The organism is Comamonas piscis, assembly GCF_014109725.1.
Taxonomy (GTDB): Bacteria; Pseudomonadota; Gammaproteobacteria; order Burkholderiales; family Burkholderiaceae_C; genus Comamonas; species Comamonas piscis.
In genome coordinates this window covers 3,047,882-3,073,950 of the sequence record NZ_CP058554.1, presented here as the reverse complement: position 1 = coordinate 3,073,950, position 26,069 = coordinate 3,047,882, and the positions used below count along the sequence as shown (strand labels likewise).

Sequence of the window (26,069 nt, the reverse complement as noted above, 5' to 3'; positions counted from 1 at the left end):
GGAGGCCTGCTTTTTTTGTACCTGGCGCACCGGATGCGTTACCCGCTGCGCAGCAGCAAGGTGTTTTCACCATCGTTGTTGATCCAGACACCGGTGGCAGTGAAATTGTCATTGTCGCCATGCCCCTGCTGCCGTACCGTGGCCATCAAGTCGCTGATCCAGTCCTGCACACAGCCTGACCGCTGGAGTGAAGCTTCGATGTCCGCAGGGCTGAGGCCATTCCAGATGCCGTCGGTACAGAGCAGAAAAGCATCTCCGGTGGAGATGTCGATGGCCTGCTCCAAAACCTCGGGTCCCACCTCGCTTTGGGTGCCGACCGCCCCTAGCAGCACGTTTTTCTTGGGGTAGGTGGCCACGTCATTGGATGACAGAAGCCCCGCATTCACCAGACACTGCACGACGCTGTGGTCGCTGGTCATGGCCATCAGCTCTTTGGCTCGGAACCAATAAATACGTGAATCGCCCCAATGGGCCCAAATAGCGCGTTGTCGGTGGGTGTCGATACGCAGCTCTACCAGGGTAGTGCTCATGCTGCTGAATTCGGGGTGTTCTTGCTGCTGCGCTTGTATGTGGCTGGATATGGCTAGCAACTGCGCATGGAAGGCGGCCGGATCCATGGACAGCGGAGCATTGCGTATGGCTTGCATGGCCAAGTTGGATGCGCGCAGCCCCCCCGCCGCGCCGCCCATGCCGTCGGCCACCGCGAATGACACCACATGCTGGTCTCGCACATGGCAGAACGCATCTTCGTTGTAGCTGCGGTCGCCTTGGTCGGTCTGTGAATGGTGGATCAAGGCCAGTGCGGGCTCGGCCGCTTGTGCGTTTTGCGTCATCAGATGCTCTTGCTTTCGCTGCTGTGCTGAACTTCCGCCTGGTAGGCGCTGAGGAACTCAGCCCCCCAGGCAGCAGGGCTTTGGCTCTTGATCTCGTCTTTGAGCCAGTCATAACGGCTGCGGTACAGCGCCCACAAGCGCGCATCGCGCTGGCTGCTGAAAAACGCCTTGGCCCGACCCTGGCCCTGTAGCTGCTCCTCCAGATAGCGTGGGTCAAAACGCTCGAACAAACCGCGTACTGCTGCTTGCGTGCCGGCCATCATGGCGACTTCATGGCTGCGCAGATCCTGGAAGGCATCGGCAATCGCTCTGGGACCGTCCAGAAACCCCGGCATGCGGGGGCCAAACACTTGTGCGAGCACCGACGAGCCGGTGGGCAGAAATTTCAAGGGATTGTTGGCCTCGGCGTTGATCAACGTGACTGACACTCTGACTTCTTGCTTGGCTGCCGCTCTGGCGCCCAGCAGGTCCATACAGCCCTGCACAGATTCCGACAACATCTTGCCCAGCATGAACATCAGCTCAGGCGTGAGCTGCTCGGGGTAGCGGCAATCGGTGAGACCAGCTCCGCGCTTGAAGCTATCCAACAGTGCCTGTGTGCTGGCTTCAGCGCTGGTCGGGGGCGCGTGCTGCGCTGCTTCTGGCTGAATTTTTGGTGGATTAATGCTGGCCGTGACTGCCTGCGCTGGCGGAATCGGCTCGGCGGGTGCTGGCACCACCGCAGGCGCATGTGGCTCGGCCCTACCGCCATCACGGTAATCGCCAACGTCCGCTGAATAGGGCGCTGGTGGTAGAGCGGCACCGCCATCTGGCTCACCGGGGAGGATCTCGCTGCTTATCAGTTGCTGATGGTCGGCGCTCGTTTCGTCCAGCGGAAGCTGGTCGCTTGGGGCCGCCGAGGCCTCTGCGTTGGGAGGAACTGGAGATGCAGATTCAGCGCTGGGTATGCGGCGGTCTGCGTTTTCTACAAAAGCCCGAGGCGCCCTGAAATACGATCCGACCTCTACCCGGTGGTCCCCGATCGCCTGGTCAGCATCTAGGGCCTGGCCGGGTGCGGTGGCATCCACCTCCAGGATGCCGCTTTGCGGCGATGCTGCAAACATCTTCAGGGGATCGACGGGGGTGCTGGCATCCATCAGGCGTTGGTGTTGCTTGGACGCCAACGGATCTTGCACCATCACAGCGATGTCAGCGTCACCGGGCTGGTAGATGGCGTCCATCGATTGCCCGGGGAACATCTGCGGAAGATCTTCTGCGCTCTCTATCTGCGCCAAAGGGTCGTCAGTGTTGCGCTCCGGCGCACCATTGGGCGCCAATACATTGAAGTCCTCTGGGATCACTGTGGCGCTTTGGAATGTCATTCCCTGGACAGCCAGCGCATCGGGTTCGCTGACAGGTGTTGCGAGCAAGTCTGCAAACGGATCAGCCCCGATAAACCCGACGACAGCAGCTGCTGGTACAGGCGTCTCCGACGCCAATGCCATTGGAGAAATGGGGAGAGGCAAACCGGGCGATGAAGCCTGCGGCGGCGCATCTGGCAAAGCTTCGGGGATCGCCCCAGCGGCTGCTTGGTATGCGCCCTCAGGCAGAGGGGTCGACAGAAGATCTTCAAATGGCCCCGCAGGTACCGATGGAGTCGATGGTGCCGTTGTCGCGACTTGAGCCCCGGGTGCATCGCGCTGCTCGGTGGCGGCCGCCAGCGCAGGCTGCGGTGGCGTTGCGGGGGCTACAGTGCAAGCTGGGGAAGGCTGAACTTGCTCAAGCTCTGGCGCCGCAGGGCCTGCGGCTGCCGCAACTATCACCTCCGCATCCGCGCTTGGCCCTTGGGCCTCATACGACAGGCCTTCCACCACTATGGTGTGGTTGCCAGTCACCCAAGTGGCCCCTGTCTCGACAGGGCAGATCTCCCCGGGCCGCAACTCCCTGTCGTCCACATAGATAGCGTTGGTGGTACTGGCATTGAGCAAGATAAAGCGCCCATCTTCGACAATGACCTGGGCCTGGATGCGGGAGATTCTGCGGAAGGGGTCGGGCAGCACCATCTGGCAGCGCGGGTCACGGCCCAGCGTTCCACCTTGCCGATCAAATACGTGTTCCACCACCTGGGTCGCGCCATTGGCATACGCCAAGCGGGCGCTGAGCTGCAAAAGCATGTCGAATCCTTGCGTCGTGCAATAGGGGTTTAGCTGTCAGAAGGCTCTGCATCGGCGATGAACATCGCCTGGTTCAGGCCATCCGGAGCCATATGGCGCACGATGTCCATAAAGCGCATCTCCATGACTTTGATGGCGCGCCGGATCAACAAAGGGGCCGGATTGGTGGGCTCATGCTGCTCCAGATAGCGGCAAACCAGCTCCAACTGGCGAATGGCATCCTTGCGCGAGCGGATGTCGCCAGCCGTTGCAACCATGCCCCCGCCAACGTGCTCTTCTTGGGACTGCAGTGGCGCCGTTTGCGCTGCTGCCGTGTCGCCGGGCTGGATCAGTTTGCTGACTTTTTCGAGAGGCCGGCGCAAGGCTTGCAGGTCGGGTTCAAAGTCGCTGCCCAGATGCGCGCGGCAGCGTGCCTGGATGCTGGAAACCAAGGCGAGAATCTGCGCCAATTGCTCCTGCAACGGCGCAGCGCCAGCGTGTTGCTGCTCTTCCAAAATCTGCGCAATCTGGCTGGTGGTGACGGAGATGCCATTGATCTCGATGGAGCCACTGTCGAACAAGCGCTCCAGGTCTTTGACGGTCAATGCGCCAATGTGGCTGGGAAGTACCACGCTCTGTCGCATGTCTGCAACCAAACTGCTGGTGTCACCAAAATCACAAAAAACGCTGTAGCGCATGTGGGGGTCGGCTTCGCCTTCCACCTCCAGCAGCGGATGCAGCTGAGTCCAAAATAATTGGCACACCGTGTCGACGCTTTGCAAACCGTAGTGCAGCCCGGGCAGCCCGTGCATGCGGGTAAGCGCCCGCGTGAGCAAAAGCAGTATTCGCACATCTTTGGTCTGTGCGCACAGCGCGCTGGCCAAGGCCAGCACCTGGGGCCAATCGGGCTCCTTCGATGCAATCACCGTGTCCCCGTACTGTTGCTCTGGGCTGTAGATCGCTGCAGTTTCCAGCTCCGCGTACAGGGTGTCGAATTCCGTGTTCTTGCCGGCCGGCAGTGCATCGGAGACAGGCTGGGTCCAGTCCACGCCAATGTTGAAATCTTCCACTTGTAGCTCCCACAACATGCGTTTGTATGGACCGTTTACCCGCCCATTGCAGTAATTCATTCCGCCGGGCCCATGATAGCTTAATGGCCATTAAAGCATTAAACTCAATAGCTGTTATTTATTGAAAAATGCTGTACTGGCAACACATGCTGAGCCAAGCCTTGGCAGAGGTTGGCTACGTCGCCATGCAGCGTCCCTTTTTGCCGTCACATATCTTGGAGACCCCATGTCGGAGATCAGTCGCAGCCATCTGTTTGGCAAGTTGAACCCCCAAGTCTTTCGTGCAGCAGAAGCTGCAACGGTCGCTTGCAAACTTCGCGGAAATCCTTATGTGGAGCTGGTGCACTGGCTGCACCAGATACAGCAGGACCAGGATTCGGACTTTCGCCGCGTCGCCAAGCATTTCAAGCTCGACGCGGCGGAGCTGGAAAAAGGCATGACAGCCGAGCTGGACCGGCTTGCCCGTGGCGCCACTGCCATTGTTGATTTCTCCGAGCACATCGACCTGGCCATCGAGCGCTCTTGGATCTACACCAGCTTGCTGTTTGGTGATGATGTGATCCGCAGTGGCTACCTGCTGGTGGGAATCCTCAAAACCGATAACTTGCGCTCCGTGCTTCATCGCATGTCACCGGAGTTTCGCAAGCTCCAGCCTGATCTGGTCGTGGAAAGTCTGGTGCAGGTGGTACGGGGGTCTCCCGAAGACGGGCAACGGGCCCATGACGGCTCCAGCAGCAGCGCGGCGCAGCCCGGTGAGGCAAGCCAGGCGCTGGCCTCTGACAAAGCCAAGGGCAGCGCGTTGCAAAAGTTTGCGCAAGACCTGACCGCCAAAGCGCGAGAGGGTCAGCTCGATCCTGTCACCGGTCGAGACGACGAGATTCGCCAGATCATCGATGTCTTGCTGCGCCGGCGCCAGAACAATCCGCTGCTGACTGGAGAGGCCGGCGTTGGCAAAACCGCCGTGGTCGAAGGCTTCGCGGCCCGAATCGCCAGCGGGGATGTGCCGCCCGCGCTGCGAGACGTCTCAGTCTACACGCTCGATGTTGGGCTGCTGCAAGCGGGTGCCAGCATGAAGGGTGAGTTTGAACAGCGCCTGCGCCAAGTCGTGGATGAAGTGCAAAACAGCGCCAACAAGATCATCTTGTTCATCGATGAAGTGCATACCCTCGTTGGCGCTGGAGGCGCCCAGGGCACGGGCGACGCCGCCAATTTGCTCAAGCCTGCGCTTGCGCGCGGCAATCTGCGCACCATCGGAGCGACGACTTGGACGGAGTACAAAAAATACATCGAAAAAGACCCTGCACTGACCCGCCGCTTCCAGGTCGTCCAGATTGACGAGCCTAGCGAAGACAAGGCGGTGGCGATGCTGCGGGGCATCACTGGCCAAATGGAGGCGCACCACCGGGTGTTGGTCCTGGACAAAGCCATCGAAGCGGCAGTGCAGCTGTCACACCGCTACATCCCCGCGCGCCAGTTGCCCGACAAAGCAGTCAGCCTGCTGGACACCGCCTGTGCCCGCGTTTCGCTGACACAACATGCAACCCCCGTCCAGCTGGAGGCCTTGGAGCGGGAGGCGACTCTGCTGCGTACCGAGCGCGCGATGCTGGAGCGGGAGTCCTCCATTGGTATCGGCCACGGCGAGCGTATCCAAAGTATTGGTAGCCGTTTGGAGGCGCTTGATGCCGCATTGGCGCTCCACCACGAGCGCTGGGAAAAAGAGCATGCCCTGGTCGCCAGGATATTTGCGCTACGCCAACAGCTCAACCCGCAAGTCACCCAAGGCGCCCTGTCACCACTGCCGTCGCAGCAAGAAGCCGGCAACGACCCCATCTCAGCGGAGGGCCCGCTTCCCAGTGCCTTGCAAGGCGCAACGTCTGCCGAGCCGCTTTCTGAGGAAGAACGCGCAGCGGCCATGGCCGCACTTGCGCAAGCGCAGATAGCGCTGGTGGAAGTACAAGGCGAGACACCTTTGGTGTTGCCATCCGTCGATGCGCAGGCGGTTGCTACCGTGGTGTCGGAGTGGACAGCAACACCATCCCGATCCCTAGGAAATCTGACCAATTTTGCAAAATTAGGCTGTATTGAGACAGTCGCCACCACAGGAAGGCATAGCTCTGGCAGAATAATCATCATCTATCGATAAAATTTAATCCATAGAAGATGTTAAACAAATGAAAAATTCCTTTTTACTGCCTGCCACGATGTTCCTGATCGCCGGTTGCGCGGCGCCAGCGCCGACGGTGTCAGCGCCGTACACGGTGGTGATCACAGCAGACAACCAGCTCAACCTAGACCGCAACGGCAAGCCTACGCCTGTGGAAATACGCATCTACCGTCTCAAGGGCATCACTGCTTTCAACAACAGTGATTTTTTTGGGCTCTACGACAAGGACGCCCAACTTCTGGCGTCTGAGCTGGTGTCCAAAGAGGCATTCATGCTGCAGCCCGGGGAGGCCAAAGTGCTCACCGGCAAGGCGTCAAACGAGGAGCGGGCGCTGGGCGTGTTTGTCGCGTACAGGGATTTGGACATGGCGGTTTGGCGCGGCGTTGCACCCCTGCCAGCGCCCAAGGAAGTAGGGCGCTTTTCCGTCTTCAACCCCACCTTTGAATCCTCTTACATCAAGGTGGACGTAGGTCCCAACAAGCTGGCGGTCAGCTCCAACGTGGTTCAAGTGCCGGTGCCTACTGGCAGCGCGCCTAGCCTGCCCAGCGCGCCGGGCGGCATCCGGCTGCCTTTCTAAAGCGCAGGGAGGTATCTGCACGATGTTCAATCGCAAAGTCGTATGGTCTGAGGGCATGTTTCTGCGCCCACAGCACTTTCAGCAACAAGAGCGCTATCTAGAGTTTTTCTCGCACGCCAGGGCTTTGGCAGCAGAGCCGTATTTTTGGGGCTTCCGACAACTGGTCCTCGATGTCGAAGCGCTTGCACTGGGCAAGATTGCGGTGCTCAGCGCGGTGGGCGTTTTTCCGGATGGCACGCCGTTCAGCTTTCCGGGGCAGGATCTGGGCATTGAGCCCATTGAGGTCGACAAGGCCTGCAAGGACGAATGCATTTACCTGGCGCTGCCGATGCGTCGGGCTTCTGCCACCGAACTGGGCTTTACCAATGCCCAGGCGCTGGCCCGGTACTCGGCAGAGGATGCCGAGCTGCTGGATACCAATGAAGGGGCAGGGGAGCCCGCGCTAGCGCAGGTGGCGCACATGCGCGCGCAACTGATTGCCGCCTCAGACCTGAGCGATAGCTGGTTGCGTTTGGGGGTGGTGCGGGTGGTGGAGCGGCGCAATGACGGCACGGTGGTGCTGGATGCGCGGTTTATCCCTCCGTCGATCGCCTATGGGCAAAGCCAGCTGCTGCACGCCATGGTGGATGACATCGCCGGCTTGCTGCTGCAACGGGGCGAGGCCCTGGCCTTGCGTGTACAGCAGCCCGGGCGGGGCGGGATTGCCGAGGTGGGTGACTTCATGATGCTCAACATCATCAATCGCTGGCAGCCCAAGATCACGCATTTGCGGGACCATCAGATCCTGCATCCAGAGCGCATCTACGGCCATCTGTTAGAGCTTGCGGGCGAGCTTTCAACGTTCACGCGCGAGCAGCGCCGCCCCATCGACTACCCGGTGTATGACCATGATGCGCCCAGCCAGCCATTTGAGGTGGTGGTGAATGACATCCGGCGCTCGTTGTCGATGGTGCTGGAGCAAAACGCCATCCCGATCGAGCTGCATGAGCGCCAGTATGGCGTGCGCGTGGGCATGATCCCGGACCCAAGCCTGGTCAAGCAGGCCAGCTTTGTGTTGGCGGTATTTGCCGATTTGCCCACCGATGTGGTGCGCACGCGCTTTCCAACGCAGGTCAAGATCGGCCCGGTCGAAAAGATCCGCGATCTGGTCAATCTGCATCTGCCGGGCGTACGTCTGCAACCCATGCCCATCGCACCACGCGAGCTTCCCTACCACGCGAACTACAACTACTTCCAGCTCGACACCACGCATGAGCTGTGGGGCCAGCTGGAGCGATCCGGCGGCGTGGCTATGCACGTGGCGGGAGATTTTCCTGGCCTGCGCATGGAGTTTTGGGCGATCAAGCCCTGAGCGTCGATAGATGCCGCAGCTCGAACGTGCCTGTCTTGCGTGGTCCGCGCCTGGCCAATCGATGAGGGCTATGGCCTTGCATCACCCAGGGAGCCGATTCGCAAGCGTGCGGCCCATAGCCCACGTCCTGATCACCCTCTGTCTGCCTGCTGCTCGCTGTAGTGGCCGGGCACACAAGCACTGAAAAAGAACACCGTGTCCACTCCTACTGACCAGTCTCTCTCAGGCATGTTTTCCGAAGAGGAAGCAGCGGCAAAGGCGAAGGCTGACGCCCAAACTGCTGCCGCCAAGCAAGAGGACCCGAACGAGCCCAAGGTGCTGGATTTGCCCGATGTGGTCAGCGGCTCCAACCCCTTGGTGATGGCTGCCAATCCGGTGCTGAACATGGCGCCGCAGATCCGCAACACGATCGCAGTACCCAATACGGCCAAATTGCGCGAATTCCTGATCGGCAAGATACAAGAATTTGAGCGCAAGGCACGCGAGCTGGGCGTTCCTTTGGAGAGCATTGTCGGCGCGCGCTACTGCCTGTGTACGCTGCTGGACGAATCCGCTGGCCAAATGCCTTGGGGTGGGTCAGGCATCTGGTCGCCCCATAGCCTGCTCGTGACTTTTCACAACGAAACCTGGGGTGGCGAAAAGTTTTTCCAGCTGCTCTCCAAACTGGCCCAAAACCCGCAGCAGCATCGCGATCTATTGGAGCTGATGTATTACTGCATTTGCTTGGGCCTGGAGGGGCGCTTTAGGGTGGTGGACAACGGCAGGGCCCAACTCGAAACCCTGCGCCAACGCCTGTGGACGATTCTGCGCGATTTGGGCGCTGGCAACGATGCGCATCTGTCCCCGCACTGGGAGGGCGTGAACGGTCGCAGAAGGCGTGTCTGGACCTTGCTACCAGTCTGGGTGGTCACCTGCTTGGCAGCGCTGATCGCGTTTGCTTGCTATCTGTGGTTCTCTTTCTCGTTGGCGGGGCGCTCGGATGCGCTGTTCAACAAAATCGCTGGTCTGCAGTTGAACCGGCCTGTGGCTGCCGCGGCCAAACCTGCGCCTTTGCGCTTCAAGCGATTCTTGGAGCCAGAAATCTTGGAAGGCCTTGTCAGCGTGCATGACGAAGCTGATCGCAGCACCATCGTGCTGCGCGGCGATGGGCTGTTCGCCTCGGGGTCCAGCACGGTGCTTCCGGCGTATTTGCCGGTACTGCAGCGGGTGGCAGATGCGCTGGCCGCCGAGCCCGGCTCTGTGATGGTCAGTGGCTACACCGACAACCAGCCCATCCGTACAGCGCGCTACCCCTCCAACTTCGAGCTCTCCAAAGATCGGGCAGAGCAGGTCGCTCGTCTTCTGCGAAACCGCGGCGTGCATCCGCAGCGCATCCGCGCACAAGGCTTGGGAGAGGCCCAGCCTGTAGCCATTAACACGACAGCAGAAGGCCGGGCTCGCAACCGACGGGTGGAAGTGGTTCTGTTTGCCACACCCTCTGCGGTGCCCACCGGGGGAGCGCCATGATGTACTGGATTCGACGTTTCTTTAAATTCTTTGCCAGCCGCACGTTCTGGGTATTGGTGGGGCTGCTGGCCCTGTCTTTGTTCATCTGGTTCGCGGGGCCCTTGTTTGCGTTTGCAGAATACCGGCCACTTGCCCCAGAGCGGGTGCGCTGGTGGTGTATCGGCACGCTGGTGGCGCTGTACCTCTTGTGGCAGTTTGTGTCTTTCTGGCGCCGCAAGCGCATCAGCAGCTTTTTATTTGAGCGCATGAGCCAGGCCTTTGACGCTGCGGACAGGCAGCGCGGGCCCGAAGAGGTCAACGCGGAAGTGCGCGAGCTGCAAGGCCGCTTCTCCGAGGCCGCCAAAACCCTGAAATCTATGCAGATAAAGGGCGACGCAAGCGGTAGCCTGGGCAGCAAGTTCATGTACGAGCTGCCTTGGTATGTGATCGTGGGCGCGCCAGGATCAGGCAAAACCACGGCGCTGGTGAACTCGGGGCTGGACTTCCCACTGGCCAAACAGTATGGCAAGGCCGCCTTGCCAGGGGTCGGCGGTACCCGCAACTGCGACTGGTGGTTCTCCGACCAGGCCGTCATCATCGACACCGCTGGCCGCTACACCACCCAGGACAGCGATGAAAAGGGCGACAAGCAAGCATGGGAAGGATTCTTGGGTCTGCTGAAAAAGTACCGGCCACGGCAACCCATCAACGGTGTGATGCTGACCTTGAGCGCCTCGGATTTGCTGACCTATTCCGACGAAGACCTGGTGAGGCATCTGTCCACCCTGCGCGAGCGGCTGGGCGAGCTTCAAAAGGTGCTGGCCATTGAGCTGCCGGTCTACCTGTGGGTCACCAAAGTAGATTTGCTGGCAGGCTTTCATGAATTTTTTGGCGGCTTCAGTAAGGAGCAGCGCAGCCAGGTATGGGGATTTACTTTTCCCTATTCCGACGTTGCAGCGGACAACCGGCCCAGCGGTGCGATGTTTGAAGAAGAATGGGCCGCGCTGGAAAAGTCCCTCTACAGCGTACAAAACGCCCACCTCGCGCAAGAGCTCGATCAACGGCGGCGCAACTACCTCTATGCCTTTCCCCAGCAATTCTCGGGCCTGCACGCCCGCGTCGCAAAAGCGGTGGAGTTTGTCTTTGCACCATCCCGCATCAGCCACCAGCCCTTGTTGCGCGGCGTGTACTTCTGCAGCGGAACGCAAGAAGGAACCGTCTTCGACCGGGTGCTGGGCGGCCTGCGCAAAGCGCTTGAAGGCGCGGGGAAGGTCGTTCGATCCCGTCCTGCACAAGACGGCGGCAAGAGCTACTTCTTGCATGCGTTGCTGGTCAAAGTCATATTCAACGAGTCGCACCTGGCGGGGCGCAACCGAGTGTGGGAACGGCGAAGCCGCTTTCTGACCTTCCTGGGCTACTCGCTGTCGGTGCTGCTGCTGTTGGGCAGCATCGCAGCATGGATCATCAGCTGGAGCAACAACAACAGCTACCTGGACCAGGTCAGCGCCAATGCAGACACGGTCTCGGAATCGGTCGATCGCTACAACAGCGATGCCGGCGACCTGGCGAGCCTGATGACCGTACTGAGCCAGGTCGATCAAGTCGGTGACCTCCCAGAGTTCCCTATCACTGCACCGCCGCTGGACTACCGCTATGGTCTGTTCCAAGGCGCCAAGGTACAGGCGGCCTCCGACCTGACCTACGAGCGCATGCTGGACAACGGACTGCTGCCCTTTGTGGCCAAGCGGCTGGAGGCACAATTGCAGCAACCACCTGTCGACAATTTGGAGTACCTGTACGAAGCGCTCAAAGCCTATCTGATGCTGCAGCAAAACGGTCGCTACTCCGCAGATTTTCTGCGCCAGTGGGTGACTGCGGATTTCAAGCGCTTTGTGCTGCCTGATGCCGACCCGCGCGTAGCGGCGCGTATAGACCGGCACGTTGCCGCATTGTTCAGCGCCGGCAAACTAGCGGTGTCACCATTTCCGGTCAACGAGCCCTTGGTGGGCCAGGTGCGCGCCAAGCTCTCAACCTTGTCTACCGCCCAGCGCGCCTACTACCGCCTGCGCAGCCGCCTGCAGCAAAATGACTTGCGAGAGTTCAGCTTGCTCGATGTCTCCGGCCCACAGGCGGCCAATGTGTTTATCCGCAAAAGCGGCCAGCCCCTCAACCGGGGCGTGCCCGGGCTTTTCACCTACCAAGGCTATTGGGACCTGCTGGACAAATCCGTCGGCAGCGTGGTGACGGAGGTCTCGGATGACGAGGGTTGGGTGCTGGGCCTGCCTGCGCAAAACATCAAGACCCAGTTGGCCGCAGCCGCCCAGGGCAAGCTCGTCCGGGAGGTGCGCTTGCTGTACTTGCGCGAGTACCAGCAGACCTGGGCGCAATACATCCAGGATGTGCAGCTGATCCCAAGCAACTCCCTGCAAAGCTCGATCCAGCGGCTGAGTGTTTTGTCGGCACCTGATTCGCCATTGCCGTTGTTCTTGCGGGGCGTGGTGCGAGAGACCACCTTGCTGCGCGAAGCGGAGAGAGGCTCGCAAACCGTGGTGGACCGGGTGAGCAGGGGCATCAAGAACACCCGTGATGACATCGAACGGGTGATTGGCCCGGTGGCGATAGCCCATACGCGCAAGGAAGACAAAGACGAGCAGATTGTGGACCACTACTTTGAGCCACTGCGGCGCTTGGTAGGCGCTCCGGGCGCACAAACCCAGGGCGCCATGCCCTTGGATGCCTTGCTCAAAACCCTGGACGAGTATTACGGCACCTTGGTGGCGACCGATGCAGCCGTGCGCTCTGGCAATGCCCCGCCGCCGCACGATGCTGCCGTGCGCCTGAAAACCGAGGCCTCGCGCCTGCCGGCACCTTTGGGCGCCATGATTGGCAGCATCGCCACCACCAGCAGCCAACAAACCACCAGCTTGGTGCGCAGCCAAATTGGCGCCAACCTGAATGCCACCGTCGGCGATTTTTGTCGCAAGGCGGTCAGTGGCCGCTATCCGCTCAACCCCAGAGCGGCAGATGATGTGACGCCCCAGGATTTTGCGCGGCTGTTTGGCCCGGCCGGGTTGATGGACGATTTTTTCAACCGCAACCTCGCGTCCATTGTTGACACCACCACCTGGACCTTCAAAAGAAATATCGACGGCAGCCAAACAGGAGGCCATGGCTCCCTCAGTGCGTTTCAGCGGGCCAGCATCATCCGCCAGGTATTTTTTAGCCAGGGTGATTCGCTGCCACGTTTGCGCATGGAGATGCGGGTGCTGGAGATGGATCCCAACATTTCCAGCATGGCCCTTGATGTGGACGGCACCGTCATTCGCTACGCCCACGGCCCGCAAATCAGCCAGACCATGGTGTGGCCCGGGCCTGGCGGCAGGCAGCAGGTGTCGCTGCAGGTCTCCGATAAGTTCGGCGGGCAAAGCGCCATCAATGCCCACGGAAGCTGGGCGCTGCACCGCTTCTTCGACCGTTTGACCGTGTCTGCCACCGCCCGGCCGGAGTCGTTCACCGCCTCCGCCATGGTGGATGGCAAAAAAGTAGTGCTGGAGGTACGGACCAGCGGTGTCTACAACCCTTTCAGGCTGACGCAAATGCAGAGCTTTGGCTGCCCTAACCAGTTTTGACCAGGAGCGCCGACATGCACTTTATGGACACCGTGCCCATCGACGTAGTGTGGGGAGGAAAACTCCCCAGCCACGGCGACTTCCTCTGGAGCCACCAGCGGGGGCCCCACCGCAACCTGCTGGAGGAATGGCTCCAAACGGGGATGCTGCAAGGCCGTTCGCAATACGGCAATGCCTGGGATGGGCATCTGACCCAAGGCCCCATCTGGAACATGCTTTGGCTCAGCAAGGTCTCCGGCACGGACAACCTGGTGGTCGGCTGCCTGGCTCCCAGCGTGGACCGCGTAGGAAGGCGGTATCCGTTTGTGGTGGCCTATGTGTTTCCCGCAGCCTCGGTGATGGCATCCACCGCCGTGCTGATGGAGCTGCCCGTTCTGGTGCACCGCGCCGGTCAGCAGCTGCACTTGGCACTCCAACGCGGCGCCTCAAAAAGCATGATGGATGGGCTGTGGGAAGCGGTTTTTAACGCGTGGAGCGCCGACTTTAAGCATCCCAGTAGCGGTAGCTCTTCCGTTGTGTATGCGCTGCCGTCGGCCCCTCAAAGCGCAGGCATTTTAGAAGCGCTGGGCATGGCACCCAAGCCCGTGCCCGATGAGCAAGCCACGCGGCCGGTGGTGCGTGGCGCCTCCTTCCCCTGGCCAGATATGGGCAAGGCACTGGAGGCGCAAACCTGCGCTTCTTACTGGTGGACCCACCCTGCAGGGGGCGCAAGGCTCAAGGCCTTTTGTTATGAATCCGGGCTGGACGGCACCTTGATGACCTGGCTTTTTGGCCGCCGCGCGCATTGACGCAGCGCCAACCCTCCCACATTGGATAGACGCGATATGGAACAAGACAATCAGAACAACGCCCCCTCCACGGGCACTGCCATGGGGCTGGCGATCGGCACGCGCCTGCACGAATTTGAGTTGCTCAGCGTCATTGGCGAAGGCGGTTTCTCCATCGTCTATTTGGCCTATGACCATTCTTTGCAGCGCACCGTTGCCATTAAAGAATACCTGCCCGGCACCATCGCCTTCAGAGATGGGGAGGGCCTTATCCGCCCCCGCTTTGAAAAGTACGAGGCCACCTTCAATACAGGGCGGCACAGCTTTTTGAACGAGGCGCGCATTCTGGCGCAGTTCGAGCACCCAGCGCTGATTCGCATCCACCGTTTTTGGGAGCAGAACGGCACCGCGTATATGGTCATGCAGTATTGCGCCGGCAAAACGCTGCGAAAGCTGCTTCTCGACGAGCCCCAGCGCCATAGCGATGAACACTGGCTCAAGGTTCAGGTCATGGACCCGGTGCTGGATGCTTTGCAGCTTTTGCATTCCAGGCACTACTACCACCGGGATTTATCACCCGACAACATCATCGTGCTGGATTCCGGCATGCCCATGCTGCTGGATTTTGGTGCTGCCCGCCAGGTGATCGGGGATATGACCCAGGCACTGACCGTCATCTTGAAGCCCGGATTCGCGCCGATAGAGCAGTACGCCGACGATGAATCCATGCGCCAAGGGCCATGGACCGATATTTACGGTGTTGGTGCCGTCATGTACTTTGCGGTCACCGGCAAAGCCCCAGTCGCCTCGGTGGCCCGCCTGGTCAAAGATCCGCTGAAAAAACTGAGCCAGACTGAGTCCATTTCCATATCGGCAGCGTTTGCCCACACTATTGACCATGCGCTGGCCGTCTTCCCCAATGACAGGCCGCAGTCCATCGAGGAATTGCGGCGCGCTTTGCTGGAGCACAGCGGCGCTGCCGACTCTGGCCCCCGCGCAGCACCGGCAGTACGCGCTGGTGCGCAGGTGCCTACCGCAGGCCCAGACGCAAAGACGGGCGTTAGCCCGGCAACGGCATTGACAGCCCCAGCGGCCCAGCGATCGCCGCTACCAACGCAGGCGTCCATTGACTCTCTGCCAGCCATGCCGACAACGGCCAGCCCCGTTCCGCCGCAAGCCCAAACGGCGCATGCCCCGCCCAATGCGGCAGCGAGCGAGCGAAGCGAAGCACGCCACCCACCGGTGGACAGCCCCCGTCAACGCTTGCCTATGCCTCTGATCGCCGGCGTCGTGGCCCTGCTAGTAGCGCTGGGCGCCATGCTGTTCTGGTGGATCGGTAGTGCGCCATCTGCATCTGTGCAAGTTGCAAGCACCAGTTCGGAATCTCTCACTTCCGTGGAGCCCAATGACAGCACAAGCCATGCATGGCAGACCAGCTCGGAGCAGGTAGATGGGACGCGCGATGAGCCACCTATCTGGTCTGACGCCGCACCCAGCGACTCGGCACCAGCGGCGTTGGACGGTAGCCCACTCACCGCGCCCGGCACGCCCGCCACGTTTTTAACCCCATTCCCCATCGCTGCGTCGTCCGATGCTCACAGCTCCATCGCCGTTGCAGACCCTGGATGGCAGTCCCCATCCCCGCCTGCCCGAGCCGAGGATCTGGGTAGCGGCCAGGACAGCAGACCACTGGCGCCGACGCCCACGGCTCCAGTGGCTGCCAGGGTAATTTCCCCTCCGGTATTGCCGGCTGCAGAAGAGCTCAGTGGCGCCGATCAAAAAGAACCAGGTGCCTACCTGCGGTTTTCGATTCAGCCCTGGGGGCGAGTCTTGATCGACGGCCAGGAAAAAGGCATCTCGCCACCGATGACGCGTATCTGGCTGCCAGAAGGGCGGCACCAGATCGTCATCGAGAACGGCGATCTTCAAAAGCATTCGGCATCCATACACATCACCCACCAGCAAGACGCCGTGCTATCGCACAAATTTTGAGCCTGAAATCCCTTTGAGAAAGCAGTACCGATGACGATGCATGAGAAATCTTTGAAAAAGTCCTTGATGGCAGCCATGGCCATCGCACTGATGGGCTGCGCCAGCAGCGACCAGGGCCGTGACACCGAAACAGAGGCCATCCCCACGCAGCAAGCCGTGGAGGTGACGCCCCCACCACCCGCATCTCGCGCCGCACAGGTTTCTGACCAGGTCGATGCCTCCAACACCAGCCTCACCGCCGTAGAACGGCGCTTTAGCGAAGGCCTGGCCCTGTACAACGATGGGCGCTATGAAAATGCAATCAAGGTTTTCAGAGAGCCCGTCTTCACGCGTGCCTGGCCGGAGCTGCGGGTACGTTCGATGAAATACATGGCCTTCAGCTACTGCGTTACCGGTAAGGCCCCGCAGTGCCAAAAGAGTTTTGAGGACATCCTCAAGCTCGACGCGGCGTTCGAGCTGTCCAGTGCCGAACAAGGTCATCCGCTTTGGGATCCAGTGTTTCGGCTAGCCCAGGCCAAGCTCGGCATTGCTGGCGAGTAGCCAAAAGACCTAATACATAGAATTTTCTTTTTGCAAGACTGCAGAAAAACAGGTTAGAATAGCGGCTTAGTCGGAGCGTAGCGCAGCCTGGTAGCGCATCTGCTTTGGGAGCAGAGGGTCGTGAGTTCGAATCCCACCGCTCCGACCATTATTTAAAAGCCTGTCGCATGCAAGTGCGACAGGCTTTTTCATATCCAGCGTCCAAAAAAGAGGTCGCTGGATTGCTGCTTGCCAACAACGCCAGGCTGCGGCAACGATGCAGCTGTGGCACGATAGCGCAGCCCAAGTGTTTGATCTATGCCCACCCAGTTCCACCCCGTCACTTTCGCTGATTCAGAGCCCCGCGCGCCGCGTGATCGCTGGGATCGCCTGGATGTGCTGCGGGGCCTGGCCATGGTCTGGATGACGGCTTTTCATTTCTGTTTTGACCTCAACTACCTGCAGCTGTGGCGGCAGGATTTTTACCGGGATCCCTTTTGGACCTGGCAGCGCAGCGCCATCGTCAGCCTGTTTTTGCTATGTGCTGGCCTGGCGCAAGCCGCCGCACACAGCAAGCAGACTAACGCCTCACGGTTTTACCGCCGCTGGCTGCTGGTAGCGGGCTGCTCACTGCTGGTCAGCGCCGGCTCTTACTTGGTGTTTCCCAGCAGCTATATCTACTTTGGTGTGCTGCATGGGATGGCGGTGATGCTACTGCTATTGCGGCTGATGCAGCGCTGCAGCGATCGCGTGCTGTTGTCAGTGGCGATGCTCTGTCTGCTCGCGCCAGGTCTCTACCGCTTTGCGGCCAGCGGCTTGCCCGCCTCCCTGGTCGAACTGCTGAATACCAAGCCCCTCAGCCCCTTGGGCTTGGTAACGCGCAAGCCTGCTACTGAGGATTTTGTGCCTCTTCTGCCTTGGTTGGGCACCATGCTGCTGGGCTTCCAGGTCGGCCGCCAGCAAATCGCAAAGGCCGATGCGTGGCTGCCAGCGTATCTGGCCCGGCCTGCGCAAAATCCACTCAGTCGCGGCCTCGCTTGGTTGGGACGCCACAGTCTGCCTTATTACATGCTGCACCAGCTGGTGCTGATGGGCGGGCTGATGCTGTTGGTGTTGCTGCTGCCCACGGCGCTGGATTGATCCAAACAAGCTCTGCGCAGCTGGCTTAGTCAGTCTGCGGATCATCCAGCAGGCGCGCAGCCTTGTTGGCCAGTGGTGCCTCGGCGCGGAAGTAACCCAGCACCGTTGCCGCACTCTGGTGGCCGGTCATCGCCATTGTGTCGGCCAAGGCCATGTTCTGCCGGCCGGCCTCGGTCACAAAGCCCGAGCGCAGCGAATGCGCAGAAAAATCCCCCTCGACCCCCGCCAGCGCACAGCGCTCCTTGACGATGTTGTTGACCGACAGGGCGCTCAAGGCGGCATCGCCGACTTTCCCATTTTTGAAAATGCGCCTGAACAGCGCGCCTTCGCTGATACCCGCCGCATCAAGCCATTGGGCCAACGCAGCACCGGCCACGCCGACAACGGGCTTGAAGTTCTCCGGCCGCGCTGACCCAGACTGGTTGGTCTTGGACAGGCGCAAGTCATAGAGATACTGGCCCGGGCCCATGGTTTGCAGCCATTCCATGCGGGCGTCTGCCACCTCTGATCTCCGTCGCCCCCCGCTGGCCCAGGCAAACAACAGCAGGGCGCGGTCGCGCTGGCCTTTGAGGCTGTCATCGCAGGTCGCCAGCAGCTGCTCCAACAAGGGGCGGGTGAGGGCGGCCTTTTTTTGCTCCAGCTTGCCCCGGCGCGCATAGGCCTTGCGCAGGTGCGACATCGCCTCGCGCACCTCCGTGCTGTGGCAGGGGTTGGGCAAGGCCTGGTGGCTGTGTGCTTTGGAGAGCACCGCAATCCGGTGCACCAGGGTCGAATGTGCCAAAGTCCCCAGTTTTCCCTTAAAGCCTTGCTGCACCAGTTGCGCATCCATCTCGGCGGGCAAGCCGGACTGCGCACCCTGCGCGGTCAGGTGCTCGCCATGGTCCGTCACAAACTGCAGCACCACATTGGCCGGCAAGGGCAGGGCGATGGGCTGGCCATAGCGCAACCAGTACCAGGCGGCCCAATAGCGCAGCGCACTTTGGTAGCTGCTGGTGGTGTTTTCAGAAGCGGCCTCCAGCCGCAGTGCGCGCAAAGCATCCTCGGCCGACGCGGACAACAGCTCTGGCTGCAGTGGGGCGGCTCCGGGAGGCGCAGCAGGCAGCAAATCCGTATCCAGAGGTGCAGGGAGTGGAATGTATGACTTCATATTGATTAAATATTACATGCTATGTATGATATATTACATACAACAAGCATATTACTTGCGATAACAATCTCTTATCGATAGTAATTGGAAAAGGACTCAGAAAATGGACATTTCGCGTGCCACGCGCAGCGTGCAAAAAGAAGATGTCTGGCAAGCGGCCGATGCCCTGCTGCTGGAGGGCAAACGCCCCACCATTGAGCGGGTACGCCAAAAAATTGGCCGGGGCTCGCCCAATACGGTCAGCCCTATGCTGGAAGGCTGGTTCGCCACCTTGGGGCCACGCCTGGGTGGGGTAGGGGGGCAAACCCAGTCAGGCGCTGTAGATCTCTCCATCGGCAGCGGTTTGCCTGCCGCGCTGGTGCAGGCCATGCAACAAGTTTGGGAGCAGGTGCAGGCCCAAGCGGCACAAGCTGCGGATGCAGAACTGGAGCCTGTGCGACAAGATCTGCAAGCGCAACAACAGGCGCTGGACGACGCCCAGCAAGCGCTGGAACAAGAGCGCAACCACTTGGCCCAGCAGCGCGCGACCACCGAGCAAGCCCTGGCTGTGGCGCATGCACAAATTAAGATGCAAGGCGCCCGGCTGAGCGACCTGGAGCAAGCGGGCCGCCAAAAGGACCAGTTGGCAGCCACCCAGCAGCAACGGCTGCAGTCCCTGGAGCAAGAGCTGTTTGCCAACCGAAAAGCCCGCGATGAAGCCGACCTGGCCCATGCCGAGCAGCTGCGCGAGCTGCAGCACAGCGCGCAGCAGCAACAGCACCGGGTACTGCAAGATCTGGACCGTGCGCGCCAGGAAACCAAGCAAGCCATGGCAGCGCAGCGCGCCGAGCAAGAAACACATGCCAAGCTGGATGCGCAATGGCAGCAGGAACGACAGGGGCTGCAAGCGCAGAGCGAACTGCAGGCGGGGCAACTGCAGCATGCACAGGCAGAGGTGCAGCAGCTGCTGCACCGCCTGCAAACGGCAGAAGCCACCCATACCCAGGCGCTTGCACTACAAAGCCACCAGCATGAAAACGCATTGGCCCAGCTCAGGCTCGAAATGGCGCAAAGCGCTGTCGCCCAAAACGCAGGTAGGGGAGGGAATGCCACACCGACTGCTGATGCTGTGGCAGCCAATGGGCGCCGGCCTATGCGCAGCTCGGCGCCAACGGCTAGGCCTGTGCGTATGCTGCCGGGCTCCCGCCGTAGGGGCAAGATCTAAAGCAGCTGCAACCGAGCGGGGGAGGACTTTCTAGCTAAGCGATATTGCGTTTCAGGCGATGTGGGTTGCGGCGACCCTGTCTGCCGTATCTGTGCTTGGCTCAGCATCACCCCTTGCCAGGGCATCTGCCACCGTGTTTTTGTGGCGGGGCACCCAGCGCACTTCCAGCTGGGCAAAGCCTGCACGCAGCGCGCGGGCCTGGTCGTAAAGCGCGGCAAGGCGGGCAATAGGTTTGGCGGCAGGCTCTGCCATCTGCGCCGCCAAAATGCTGCTGTCGGTATGCAGCAGCACTTCGCGGGCGCCCATGCTTTGTAGCCAGGTAAGGGCGTGGATCGCAGCAACCGCCTCAGCCTCGTTATTGCAGCCGGTGTGGGCCAACGCTTGGCTGAACGGGTAGCTGGCCCCATCCGGCGCATAGGCAATGCCGCCAATGCGCATGCGCCCGGGGTTGGGCAGGGCGCTGCCGTCGATATAGGCGATCCAGGTGGCTGATGACATGCAGGCAGCATAAAGGTTGGCCAATGCCTCAGTGCCGGAATTGGAATACGCCGCGAGCGCACGGCGAAAAGCTATCGATCACCCGAGCATTCATAGTTTTTGTAGAGATTTGAAAAAATGCTGATTGCCGCTCATTGTGCTGGCGTCCGTTTGTCATCCAAAGTTCGCCAATCTGCCATGCAGATGTCATAACCGCCTCAGATACTCCATCGATCCTATTAACCCAGGCGAGAGAGTACGCAATGAAGAACTGGAAAAAGCTGGTAGCCGCGGCTGCCGCCATGGCCGCCACCGGCCTGGTGTATGCCCAAAAGACCGAACTGACGGTCTACACCGCCCTCGAAATGGACCAGCTCAAGGCCTATGAAACGGCATTCAACAAGAGCCACCCAGAGATCGCGCTCAAGTGGGTGCGTGACTCCACCGGCGTCATAACGGCCAAGCTGCTGGCAGAAAAAGCCAACCCCAAGGCTGACGTGATCATGGGCGTTGCCGCCTCCAGCCTGGCTATTTTTGACAAGAACGACATGCTCCAGGCCTATGCGCCCAAGGGCCTGGAGGCGATCACCGCCAAGTACCGCGACAGTAAGAACCCACCCAGCTGGGTCGGTATGGATGTGTTTGGCGCCACCGTTTGCTTCAACACCGTGGAAGCCAAGAAGCGCAACATCCCCATGCCCACCAGCTGGCAAGACCTGACCAAGCCTGAGTTCAAGGGCCAGGTGGTGATGCCCAACCCCGCATCCAGCGGCACCGGCTACTTCGACGTGGCAGCCTGGCTGCAGCTGTTTGGCGACGACAACGGCAAGGGCGGCGGCTGGAAGTACATGGATGCGCTGCACGAAAACATCGCGCAGTACACCCACTCGGGCTCCAAGCCCTGCAACATGGCCGCGCAGGGCGAGTACGTTGCCGGTATCTCGTTTGAATACCGCGCACACGCCAACAAGGCCAAGGGCGCACCGATCGAGCTGGTGTTTCCCAAGGAAGGCCTGGGCTGGGATCTGGAAGGCGTGAGCATCTACAAGGGCACCAAGCATGCAGATGCCGCACAAAAGCTGGTGGACTGGGCGGTGAGCAAGGATGCCATGGAGCTGTACGGCAAGAACTTTGCCGTGACCGCCATGCCTGGTGTCGCCCCCAAGCTGGCCAATATCCCTGCCGACTACGAGTCACGCCTGATCCCGCTGGACTTCTCCAAAATGGCCGATAGCCGCGATCGCGTGCTGGCTGAATGGACCAAGCGTTACGACGCCAAGAGCGAGGCCAAGAAGTGAGCGACAGGGAGACAACGCGTTTGCCAGTTGAACAAAGCCAGACAGAGCTGACCGCATCCGTGCGCGATACCTCGTATGCCTTTGAGCCCAGTAGCCAGGGCCAGCGCAGTGGCAGCGAAGAGGGCTGCACGCCCTTTTTGGAGATACGCCATCTGCACAAGTCCTTTGGCAGCTTTACCGCCTTGCAGTCCATCAACCTGCAAATCCGCAGGGGCGAGCTGGTATGTTTTCTGGGGCCCTCGGGCTGCGGCAAAACCACCTTGTTGCGTGCGATTGCGGGGCTGGAAGCCCAGACGGCAGGCGAGATCTGGCAAGACGGCAAGAACATCTCCAACCTGCCCGCATCCCAGCGGGACTACGGGATCGTGTTCCAGTCGTATGCGTTGTTTCCCAATCTGACGGTGGCTGACAACGTGGCCTACGGCCTCGTCAGCCAGCGCCAACCCAAGGCCCTGGTGGCACAGAAGGTGCAAAGCCTGCTGGACACCGTGGGCCTGTCCGTCAGCGGCGGCAAGTACCCCGCGCAACTCTCCGGCGGCCAGCAGCAGCGCGTGGCGCTGGCCCGTGCGCTGGCCATGTCGCCCGGCCTGCTGCTGCTTGATGAGCCGCTGTCGGCCCTGGACGCCACGGTGCGCGTGCACCTGCGCAACGAAATCCGCGCACTGCAGCAGCGCCTGTATGTCACCACCATCATGGTCACGCACGACCAAGAAGAAGCCATGGCCATGGCCGACCGCGTGGTTGTCATGAACCACGGCGTGGTTGAGCAGGTCGGCACCCCCCGCGATATTTACCAACGCCCCGCCACCCCTTTTGTGGCGAACTTTATTGGCAAGGCCAACAAGCTGCAGGCACTGGCCACCGGCAACGGCGGCATCACCTTGGCCGGCCACAAGCTGTACTGCCCGCAAGCCCCACGCCTGTTGCCAGGCCAAGGCCTGGATGTGTACTTGCGGCCCGAAGACTGCAGCGTGCATGACTGCACCGCCCTGCCACCTATTGGCAGTGCGCCGGCACCCAATGGCTCGCCCGTGCTGACGGGCGTGGTGGAGCAGCTGGAGTTTCTGGGGCCCGTCTGCATCGTCCATGTCGATGTGCAGCGCCTGGCAGAGCGCCATGTGCAGCTGCAGCTCAGCCCCGCGCAGTGCGTGCAGCTGGATATCCAGCCCGGCCGTTGGCTGCAGTTCTCCATCCATGCGCAACAGCTGAAGATTTTTGCCCAGACTGCCTGAGCCCGAACACTGCCCCGGCAAGCGCCGGGGCCGGGGCCGCTCGCGGCCATGCCCCAGGCCATGGGGCTTTACGACCATACTATGACCTCATCCGTATCGGCGCCCACCGCGCCCACCCGCCATACCGGCATACGCGCAGCACCCAGCGACCGCATCGCGCAACTGGCGCTGGTCGTCATCACCGCGCTGCTCGTCATCGGCTTGCTGGCACCGTTGGCCGCCTTGCTGGGCCAGGCCTTTGCGCCCACTTCGGGCGAGGGCGGTTCGGCCTTCATGCGCTTTGTCCGCTACTTCCAATCTCCCGCGCTGCTGAACAGCCTCTGGAACAGCCTTTGGGTATCGCTGATGGTGACGGTATTCGTCATCCCCTTGGCCTTTGGCTTTGCCTATGCCATCACCCGCTCCGGCATGCGCGCCAAGGGCCTGCTGCGCAGCATCAGCCTGCTGCCATTGTTGGCGCCGTCGCTGTTGTCTGCCATCTCGCTGATCTACTGGTTTGGCAACCAGGGCGTGCTCAAGTCCGCTCTCACTGCCTTGGGTTTCGACAGCATCTACGGCGCGCCCGGCATTGTGCTGGCCCAGTGCTTTGCCACCTTTCCGCATGCGCTGATGATTCTGATCACCGCGCTAAGCCTGGGCGACCAGCGCCTGTACGAGGCCGCCACTGCGCTGGGGGCCAGCCGCACGCGCCAGTTTTTGACGGTGACCTTGCCGGCAGCGCGCTACGGCGTGGTGTCTGCCGCGTTGGTGGTCTTTACTTTGGTGATCACCGATTTCGGTATCCCCAAGGTGATTGGCGGCAACTTCAATATGCTGGCCACCGATGTGTTCAAGCTGGTGATTGGGCAGCAAGATTTCCAGCGTGGTGCCGTGGTGGCCTTGCTGCTGCTGCTGCCGGCCGTCATCACCTACGCGATTGACCGCCAGGTGCAGAAAAAACAAACCGCTGTGCTGACCACCCGCGCCGTGGTGCTGCAACCCAGCCGCCATGCAGCCACCGACCGCTTTTGCAGCTTGCTGTGCTGGGTGCTGGCCGCGATGATGCTGGCCATGTTCGGCATGGCCATCTTTGCCTCGCTGGTGCAGTTCTGGCCTTACCAGCTGGGGCTGACCCTGGCGCACTACACCAGCGGGCTGGTGGATGCGGGTGTCGATACCGCCGTCTTCAACAGCCTGACCATGGCCGCCTGTGCCGCCGTAGTGGGGCCGGTGGTGGTCTTCATGGGCGCTTATCTGTTGGAAAAAACCAAGGGCCTACCCGCCTTGCGCCCTGTGCTGCGCATGCTGGCGATGCTGCCCATGGCCGTACCCGGCCTGGTGCTGGGCCTGGGCTACATCTTCTTTTTCAACGCCCCCGGCAACCCGCTGAACTTTCTCTACCAGACCATGCCTTTGATGGTGCTGTGTACGGTGATGCACTACTACACCACGGGCCATATGACCTTGGTAACCGCCTTGAAGGCCATTGATGGCGAGTTTGAAGCCGTGAGCGCCTCGCTCAAGGTGCCGTTCTACCGTACCTTGTGGACCGTCACCTTGCCCATGTGCCTGCCGGCTTTGCTGGAGGTGTCGCGCTACTTCTTTGTGGCCGCGATGACCACCATCTCGGCGGTGGTCTTTCTCTACTCGCCAGAAACCCGCCTGGGCGCCGTCGCCATCTTGAACCTGGACGAAGCCGGTGACATGGCTGCCGCCGCTGCGATGGCCGTGATGATCGCCGCCATCAGCTGCGTGGTGACCGTGCTCTACCAGGTATTGGGCTGGTGGCTAAGCAAGCGCACCCAAGCCTGGCGGCAACGCTGACCGCGATGACAGATACGACAGACATAGCACAAGGAAAGACAGGAATGACGGTGGGAAGTACCAGTTTCGATGTGATTGTGGTGGGCGCAGGCATTGTGGGCCTGGCCCATGCCTATGAGGCCGCACGCCGGGGTTTGAAGGTCTGCGTGGTGGACCGCGATGCCGCCTGTGTGAGCGCCTCGATCCGCAACTTTGGCTTTGTGACGGTGACCGGCCAAGGGGCAGGGGACACCTGGCGCCGCGCCCGCCATGCGCGCGACGTGTGGGCCGAGATTGCGCCCAAAGCCGGCATTGCTGTGCAGCACCAGGGCCTGAACCTGGTCGCAACACGCGGCAAGGCGCTAGAGGTGCTGCAGGCCTTTATGCAAACCGATATGGCCCAGAGCGTGAACTGCGCACTGTGGACTGCCGAAGAGGCCGCCCGCCATGCGCCCGAGCTGCGGCTGGACCAGGCCAAGGCCGTCTTGCACAGCCCCATTGACCTGCGGGTGGAATCACGCGATGCCATTGCCCAGCTCACCCGCTGGCTGGCCGAGCAGATGCAAGTCACTTTCCGCTTTGGCGAGGCGGTGCTGGAAGTAGCCACGCCCAAGGTGGTGACCGCCAAAGGCCAGTTGCATGCCGAGCGGGTGGTCGTCTGCACCAATGCGGATATTCACGGCCTCTACAGCGATCTGTTTGCCAAGCACCAGGTACAGCTGTGCCAGCTGCAAATGCTGCGGGTACAGCCGGCGGCCGCTTTTAGGCTGAATGCATCGGTGATGGGCGACCTGAGCCTCGTGCGCTACCACGGCTACAGCAAGCTGCCCCAAGCGCAGGCCTTGCTGCAGCAACTACAGCAGGAAGAGGGCGAGAGCCTTGCCCATGGCATCCACCTGATCGTCGTCCAGAGTGCCGATGGCAGCCTGGTGGTCGGCGATTCGCACCACTACGGCGCCGCCGTCCAGCCTTTTGCGCAGGACCACGTCGATACCTTGATGCTGCGACATATGCAGGAGGCGCTGCACATTGAGGACTACCGTGTGACCGAGCGCTGGGTGGGTATCTACCCCTCGGCACCGCAGACGGACTGCTTTATTGAAGCACCGGATGCAGCCACCCGCGTGGCCATCGTGACCAGCGGCACGGGAGCCAGCACCGGCTTTGGCGTCGCGCACGACACCTTTGCCAACTGGTAAGCGCGGGCAGGGCTCGCTGAACGACAGATCTCTTATATAGACATACCCCGACAAGACCCTGGCCAGTGGCC

At 61.0% G+C, this 26,069-nt stretch carries 19 protein-coding genes and 1 tRNA gene; 15 read left to right on the top strand and 5 right to left on the bottom strand.

From position 1 onward, the window contains the following. Positions 1-38: 38 nt before the first annotated feature. The 3 genes from HS961_RS13855 to tssA are packed head-to-tail and all read right to left on the bottom strand — an operon-like array spanning position 39 to position 4,035. Positions 39-833, bottom strand: coding sequence for a PP2C family protein-serine/threonine phosphatase (locus HS961_RS13855; RefSeq protein WP_182322892.1), 795 nt, complete (start codon positions 831-833; stop codon positions 39-41). Further along, a complete protein-coding gene (gene tagH / locus HS961_RS13850) occupies positions 833-2,986 on the bottom strand; it encodes a type VI secretion system-associated FHA domain protein TagH (RefSeq protein WP_182322890.1) in 2,154 nt (717 codons plus the stop codon). Before tagH ends, HS961_RS13855 begins: the two co-directional genes overlap by 1 nt. Positions 2,987-3,015: 29 nt before the next feature. After that, positions 3,016-4,035, bottom strand: coding sequence for a type VI secretion system protein TssA (gene tssA / locus HS961_RS13845; RefSeq protein ID WP_182322888.1), 1,020 nt, complete (start codon positions 4,033-4,035; stop codon positions 3,016-3,018). A 121-nt stretch (positions 4,036-4,156) separates the two neighbouring features. Between tssA and HS961_RS13840 the strand changes: the two genes are divergently transcribed. The 10 genes from HS961_RS13840 (at position 4,157) to HS961_RS13795 (ending at position 17,659) form a co-directional block, all read left to right on the top strand. Then, positions 4,157-6,178 carry an AAA family ATPase gene (locus tag HS961_RS13840; RefSeq protein ID WP_238347603.1) on the top strand — a complete coding sequence of 674 codons (2,022 nt, stop codon included), beginning with the start codon at positions 4,157-4,159 and terminating at the stop codon, positions 6,176-6,178. Between the two features lie 28 nt (positions 6,179-6,206). Then, positions 6,207-6,776 (top strand): type VI secretion system lipoprotein TssJ, encoded by a 570-nt coding sequence (gene tssJ / locus HS961_RS13835; protein ID WP_182322886.1) that lies wholly within the window; start codon positions 6,207-6,209, stop codon positions 6,774-6,776. A gap of 22 nt (positions 6,777-6,798) precedes the next feature. Further along, positions 6,799-8,127, top strand: a complete 1,329-nt coding sequence (tssK, locus tag HS961_RS13830; RefSeq protein ID WP_182322884.1) for a type VI secretion system baseplate subunit TssK — start codon at positions 6,799-6,801, stop codon at positions 8,125-8,127. A gap of 195 nt (positions 8,128-8,322) precedes the next feature. Then, positions 8,323-9,633: a DotU family type VI secretion system protein gene (locus HS961_RS13825; RefSeq protein ID WP_182322881.1), complete on the top strand. Its 1,311-nt coding sequence runs from the start codon at positions 8,323-8,325 to the stop codon at positions 9,631-9,633. After that, positions 9,630-13,241, top strand: a complete 3,612-nt coding sequence (gene tssM / locus HS961_RS13820; protein WP_182322879.1) for a type VI secretion system membrane subunit TssM — start codon at positions 9,630-9,632, stop codon at positions 13,239-13,241. Before HS961_RS13825 ends, tssM begins: the two co-directional genes overlap by 4 nt. Before the next feature lie 14 nt (positions 13,242-13,255). Beyond that, complete coding sequence (tagF, locus tag HS961_RS13815) at positions 13,256-14,029, top strand: type VI secretion system-associated protein TagF (RefSeq protein WP_182322877.1); 774 nt, start codon at positions 13,256-13,258, stop codon at positions 14,027-14,029. 36 nt (positions 14,030-14,065) lie between these two features. Beyond that, positions 14,066-16,000 (top strand): serine/threonine protein kinase, encoded by a 1,935-nt coding sequence (locus HS961_RS13810; RefSeq protein ID WP_182322875.1) that lies wholly within the window; start codon positions 14,066-14,068, stop codon positions 15,998-16,000. Positions 16,001-16,036: 36 nt separating this feature from the next. Then, positions 16,037-16,540: a TssQ family T6SS-associated lipoprotein gene (locus tag HS961_RS13805; RefSeq protein WP_182322873.1), complete on the top strand. Its 504-nt coding sequence runs from the start codon at positions 16,037-16,039 to the stop codon at positions 16,538-16,540. 71 nt (positions 16,541-16,611) lie between these two features. Continuing rightward, positions 16,612-16,688, top strand: a tRNA-Pro gene (locus tag HS961_RS13800). A 149-nt stretch (positions 16,689-16,837) separates the two neighbouring features. Beyond that, entirely contained in the window at positions 16,838-17,659 is an 822-nt protein-coding gene (locus HS961_RS13795; RefSeq protein ID WP_182322871.1) for a heparan-alpha-glucosaminide N-acetyltransferase, read from the top strand. A 25-nt stretch (positions 17,660-17,684) separates the two neighbouring features. Here the strand turns inward: HS961_RS13795 and HS961_RS13790 are convergent, their stop codons facing one another. After that, positions 17,685-18,806, bottom strand: coding sequence for a site-specific integrase (locus tag HS961_RS13790; protein ID WP_182322869.1), 1,122 nt, complete (start codon positions 18,804-18,806; stop codon positions 17,685-17,687). A 103-nt stretch (positions 18,807-18,909) separates the two neighbouring features. Here HS961_RS13790 and HS961_RS13785 point away from each other — a divergent pair, with 103 nt between their 5' ends. Next, positions 18,910-20,010 carry a DNA-binding protein gene (locus tag HS961_RS13785; protein WP_182322867.1) on the top strand — a complete coding sequence of 367 codons (1,101 nt, stop codon included), beginning with the start codon at positions 18,910-18,912 and terminating at the stop codon, positions 20,008-20,010. Positions 20,011-20,061: 51 nt separating this feature from the next. Here the strand turns inward: HS961_RS13785 and HS961_RS13780 are convergent, their stop codons facing one another. After that, positions 20,062-20,508: a ribonuclease HI family protein gene (locus HS961_RS13780; protein ID WP_182322865.1), complete on the bottom strand. Its 447-nt coding sequence runs from the start codon at positions 20,506-20,508 to the stop codon at positions 20,062-20,064. 242 nt (positions 20,509-20,750) lie between these two features. Here HS961_RS13780 and HS961_RS13775 point away from each other — a divergent pair, with 242 nt between their 5' ends. From HS961_RS13775 to HS961_RS13760, 4 genes are all read left to right on the top strand, one after another. After that, positions 20,751-21,785, top strand: coding sequence for a putative 2-aminoethylphosphonate ABC transporter substrate-binding protein (locus HS961_RS13775; protein ID WP_182322863.1), 1,035 nt, complete (start codon positions 20,751-20,753; stop codon positions 21,783-21,785). 137 nt (positions 21,786-21,922) lie between these two features. Beyond that, positions 21,923-23,017, top strand: coding sequence for a putative 2-aminoethylphosphonate ABC transporter ATP-binding protein (locus tag HS961_RS13770; RefSeq protein WP_238347945.1), 1,095 nt, complete (start codon positions 21,923-21,925; stop codon positions 23,015-23,017). Between the two features lie 81 nt (positions 23,018-23,098). Continuing rightward, positions 23,099-24,820, top strand: a complete 1,722-nt coding sequence (locus tag HS961_RS13765; RefSeq protein ID WP_182322859.1) for a putative 2-aminoethylphosphonate ABC transporter permease subunit — start codon at positions 23,099-23,101, stop codon at positions 24,818-24,820. A 44-nt stretch (positions 24,821-24,864) separates the two neighbouring features. After that, positions 24,865-25,998, top strand: a complete 1,134-nt coding sequence (locus tag HS961_RS13760; RefSeq protein ID WP_182322857.1) for a TIGR03364 family FAD-dependent oxidoreductase — start codon at positions 24,865-24,867, stop codon at positions 25,996-25,998. The last annotated feature ends 71 nt before the right edge of the window (positions 25,999-26,069 follow it).

What these genes read in the sequence shown, in the direction of transcription:
- HS961_RS13780 (WP_182322865.1), bottom strand. Translation starts at nt 20,508, where the DNA reads ATGTCATCAGCCACCTGGATCGCCTATATCGACGGCAGCGCCCTGCCC.
- HS961_RS13765 (WP_182322859.1), top strand. Translation starts at nt 23,099, where the DNA reads ATGACCTCATCCGTATCGGCGCCCACCGCGCCCACCCGCCATACCGGC.
- tssK (WP_182322884.1), top strand. Translation starts at nt 6,799, where the DNA reads ATGTTCAATCGCAAAGTCGTATGGTCTGAGGGCATGTTTCTGCGCCCA.
- HS961_RS13805 (WP_182322873.1), top strand. Translation starts at nt 16,037, where the DNA reads ATGCATGAGAAATCTTTGAAAAAGTCCTTGATGGCAGCCATGGCCATC.
- HS961_RS13775 (WP_182322863.1), top strand. Translation starts at nt 20,751, where the DNA reads ATGAAGAACTGGAAAAAGCTGGTAGCCGCGGCTGCCGCCATGGCCGCC.
- tagH (WP_182322890.1), bottom strand. Translation starts at nt 2,986, where the DNA reads ATGCTTTTGCAGCTCAGCGCCCGCTTGGCGTATGCCAATGGCGCGACC.
- HS961_RS13785 (WP_182322867.1), top strand. Translation starts at nt 18,910, where the DNA reads ATGGACATTTCGCGTGCCACGCGCAGCGTGCAAAAAGAAGATGTCTGG.
- HS961_RS13855 (WP_182322892.1), bottom strand. Translation starts at nt 833, where the DNA reads ATGACGCAAAACGCACAAGCGGCCGAGCCCGCACTGGCCTTGATCCAC.
- HS961_RS13790 (WP_182322869.1), bottom strand. Translation starts at nt 18,806, where the DNA reads ATGAAGTCATACATTCCACTCCCTGCACCTCTGGATACGGATTTGCTG.
- HS961_RS13810 (WP_182322875.1), top strand. Translation starts at nt 14,066, where the DNA reads ATGGAACAAGACAATCAGAACAACGCCCCCTCCACGGGCACTGCCATG.
- tssJ (WP_182322886.1), top strand. Translation starts at nt 6,207, where the DNA reads ATGAAAAATTCCTTTTTACTGCCTGCCACGATGTTCCTGATCGCCGGT.
- HS961_RS13795 (WP_182322871.1), top strand. Translation starts at nt 16,838, where the DNA reads ATGCCCACCCAGTTCCACCCCGTCACTTTCGCTGATTCAGAGCCCCGC.
- tssM (WP_182322879.1), top strand. Translation starts at nt 9,630, where the DNA reads ATGATGTACTGGATTCGACGTTTCTTTAAATTCTTTGCCAGCCGCACG.
- tagF (WP_182322877.1), top strand. Translation starts at nt 13,256, where the DNA reads ATGCACTTTATGGACACCGTGCCCATCGACGTAGTGTGGGGAGGAAAA.
- HS961_RS13760 (WP_182322857.1), top strand. Translation starts at nt 24,865, where the DNA reads ATGACGGTGGGAAGTACCAGTTTCGATGTGATTGTGGTGGGCGCAGGC.